At 64.5% G+C, this 3,069-nt stretch carries 3 protein-coding genes; 2 read left to right on the top strand and 1 reads right to left on the bottom strand.

Going from position 1 to position 3,069, the window contains the following annotated elements; translation table 11 throughout:
- On the bottom strand, positions 1-855 hold an 855-nt coding region (locus H8B02_RS46495; protein WP_229172405.1), incomplete at its 3' end, for a caspase family protein.
- 368 nt (positions 856-1,223) lie between these two features.
- Between H8B02_RS46495 and H8B02_RS46490 the strand changes: the two genes are divergently transcribed.
- Together H8B02_RS46490 and H8B02_RS46485 are read left to right on the top strand one after the other, a co-directional pair.
- Positions 1,224-2,030, top strand: coding sequence for an N-acyl homoserine lactonase family protein (locus tag H8B02_RS46490; protein ID WP_050631102.1), 807 nt, complete (start codon positions 1,224-1,226; stop codon positions 2,028-2,030).
- Positions 2,031-2,960 carry an NAD(P)-dependent oxidoreductase gene (locus H8B02_RS46485; protein WP_283842324.1) on the top strand — a complete coding sequence of 310 codons (930 nt, stop codon included), beginning with the start codon at positions 2,031-2,033 and terminating at the stop codon, positions 2,958-2,960.
- Positions 2,961-3,069 lie beyond the last annotated feature (109 nt).

Here is a 3,069-nt window from a genome sequence, read left to right as displayed (position 1 = left end):
CGACGGTGATGCGGCCGGCCCGGGCGCAGCGTTCGACGGTCCCGTTGCGCCACCTGGAACGGCTGCGCCGCTTGGAGCGGCTGCGCCGGCTGGAATGGCTGCGCCGCCCGGACTGAACGAGAAATCCTCGGCCAGCGACGACGAGATCCACGGCACCTGTTCCTGCCGCGAGGCGCGGGTGACGCCGACCCGGGTGCGGTTCAGCGTTTCCTCCGCCATCAGGTCGGGGGTGCGGATCTCCTTCAGCAGTTCCCGCACGAACAGGCTGCGGTCGCTGCCATTGTCCGAGACCACGGACGACAGCGCGGCCGAATACATCACCAACGTACCATTGGGTGCGATCACCGGGGCGAGCCCGGCCGAGAAGCTGCGAAAGCGGCGCTCGAACGGGTTGCGCCGCGAGGCGTCAACCAGGGCGATCTTGACCCCGGCGCCGCGGCTGTTGATCTCGCCGAGCACGGTCTCGAGGCTGAAGCCGTCGCGGCGGACGTCGGCCTCGGCCCAGATCTGGGCATCGATCGGGATCATGTAGCTCTGCCGGTTCGACTGGATGCCGTAACCCGAGAAGAAGATCAGCGCGACCGAGCCCGGCTTGATCTTGCCATAGAGCCGGTCGAAGGCGCGGCGCATGCCGTCGCCGGTCAGGTTCTCGCCGACCTCGACGGTGAAGCCGTCGCGCTTGAGCTCGTCGGCGACGTCACGCGCGTCGTTGACCGGCTCCTTCAGCGGCGCGTCGGCGTCGGGATATTTGGCATTGCCGATGACCAGCGCGAAACGATCGCCGGCGGCGACGGACAGGGTTGGCGACGCGATTGAAAAAATCAGCGTGGCGAGCAAGGCAAGGCGGATTTTCATAATCGCGGCTAATCCAGATCGCGGCATTGCAATGAAATGGCGCCGCTTTCGGCCTGCGCCCCGGGGACCTTACTCTAGCGAAAATCCATTATCAAACCACGGCCAAACCCCCGTCAACGGCTTGCTGCACCATCGCTAATCGCGGCGGCGATAACGAGGCCGCAGTGCAACAGCCGCGATCATGGCGGCCATCGCCTCCGGGGCATGGTGGAGGTTCCTGCGACCGGATAGTGTGATTGCATTCACAGAGGCTGCGGCCGTCCCGTCATGCGCTCGTCGCACTCTGCGCGGTTTGACCTTTGCGCGAGGCGATGGCTTTGTGGTCGGGACGCCAAGCCATTCAAGAACAGCCAACAAGAGCGATACCGATGGGAAACGCCTACGAAATCTACGCCCTGCGCTATGCGACGATGTCGCCGCGCACGCCTCACCTCAATTTCCTGGTGCCCGATCCGCACGACACCACGGCGCAGGATCTCGATTATTTCGTCTGGCTGATCCGCGGCCACGGCCGCGACATCCTGGTCGACACCGGCTTCAACGCCGAGGAGGCCAAGGCGCGCGCCCGCAAGCTGACGCTCAACCCGGTCGATGCGCTGGCCGGCTTCGGCGTCAGCGCCGATGCGATCCGCGACGTCATCGTGACCCATCTGCATTATGACCACGCCGGCAATCTGGATCGCTTCCCGAATGCCAAATTCCATCTGCAGGAACGCGAGATGAGCTACGCGACCGGCCGCTGCATGTGCAACGGCATGCTGCGCCATCCGTTCTCCATTGAACACGTCACGCAGATGGTGCGTCATGTCTATGGCGAGCGCGTCACCTTCCATTCAGGGGATGGCGAGATCGCGCCCGGCGTCACCGTGCATCGCGTTGGCGGCCATTCCGATGGCCTGCAGGTGGTGCGGGTCGAGACCGCGCGCGGTCCGGTCGTGCTGGCGTCGGACGCCGCGCATTACTATGCGAACCTGCACAAGAAGAGCCCGTTCCCGATCGTCTACAATGTCGGAGACATGGCGCAGGGCTGGGAGACCGTCGAGCGGCTCGCCGGTCATCCCGACCGCTTCATCCCTGGACACGATCCGATCGTCAGCGAGATCTATCCGCGTGCCAGCGACAAGGTCGATGCGTTCGCGTTGCATCTGGCGCCGTCGCGATCATTCGCGAAATAGCTGGGCACGTCTGCAACACGTCAAGAAACGTCAAAAAGAAGAAGCGATATGACTGAATACAAGACTCTCGGGTTCATCGGCCTCGGCGTGATGGGTGAGCCGATTTGCCGCAACCTGGTCAAGAAGAGCGGCAAGCGCGTTATCGTGTTCGACCTCGCGGCCGAACCGCTGCAGCGTCTGCGCGCCGACGGCGCCGAGATTGCCGGCTCGGTCGCCGATGTCATCGCGCAGAGCGACGTGCTGTTCCTCTGCCTGCCGAGCGCCAAGCATGTACGCGCGGTGTTCGAGGGCGACGGCATTCTGAAGAATGCGAAAGCCGGCCAGGTCGTGGTCGATCTCGGCACGTCTTCGGTCAGCCAGACCCGCGACTTCGCCGGGCAATTGCGGGCCAAGGGCGCGGCCTGGGCCGACGCGCCGATCGCGCGCACCCGGCAGGCGGCGCAGGACGGCACGCTCAGCGTGATGGTCGGTGCGGTGCCCGCGCTCTATGCCGCAATCGAGCCCTTGATCCGCTGCTTTGCCACCGACGTCACCAATTGCGGCGACGTCGGCGCCGGGCAGGTGACCAAGATCCTCAACAACATGGTGCTGTTCGAGACCGTGAACGCGCTGGCTGAGGCCGTCGCGGTGGCGAAGCACAACGGCGTCGATCCAAAACTGCTGCTCGAAACCCTGTCAAAGGGCTCGGCCGACAGCTTCGCACTGCGCAACCACGGCATGAAGGCGATCGTGCCCGGCGTGTTTCCGGAGCGCGCGTTCTCGACCGAATATGCGCTGAAGGATTTGTCCTACGCGCTGGAGCTCGCCGCCGACGCCGGCGTCAAGATTCGCGGCGCGGAGCTGATCGGCACGGTGCTGCAGGAGGCGATCGACAAGGGATCGAAGGATAATTATTTCCCTGTGATCGCGAAGCATATCGACAGGGCGTAGTGCAATATTTCACGCCGGCATTGCGCGCGTAGTCCCATCACCGTCATGCTGAGGAGGCCGCGCAGCGGCCGTCTCGAAGCACGACGGCCCCACTGTGGCCGATTCATCC

This window comes from Bradyrhizobium altum, from assembly GCF_020889705.1.
Classification (GTDB): Bacteria; Pseudomonadota; Alphaproteobacteria; order Rhizobiales; family Xanthobacteraceae; genus Bradyrhizobium; species Bradyrhizobium altum.
The sequence above is the reverse complement of the archived record's forward strand: the minus strand, read 5'-3'. Positions and strand labels throughout refer to the sequence as shown.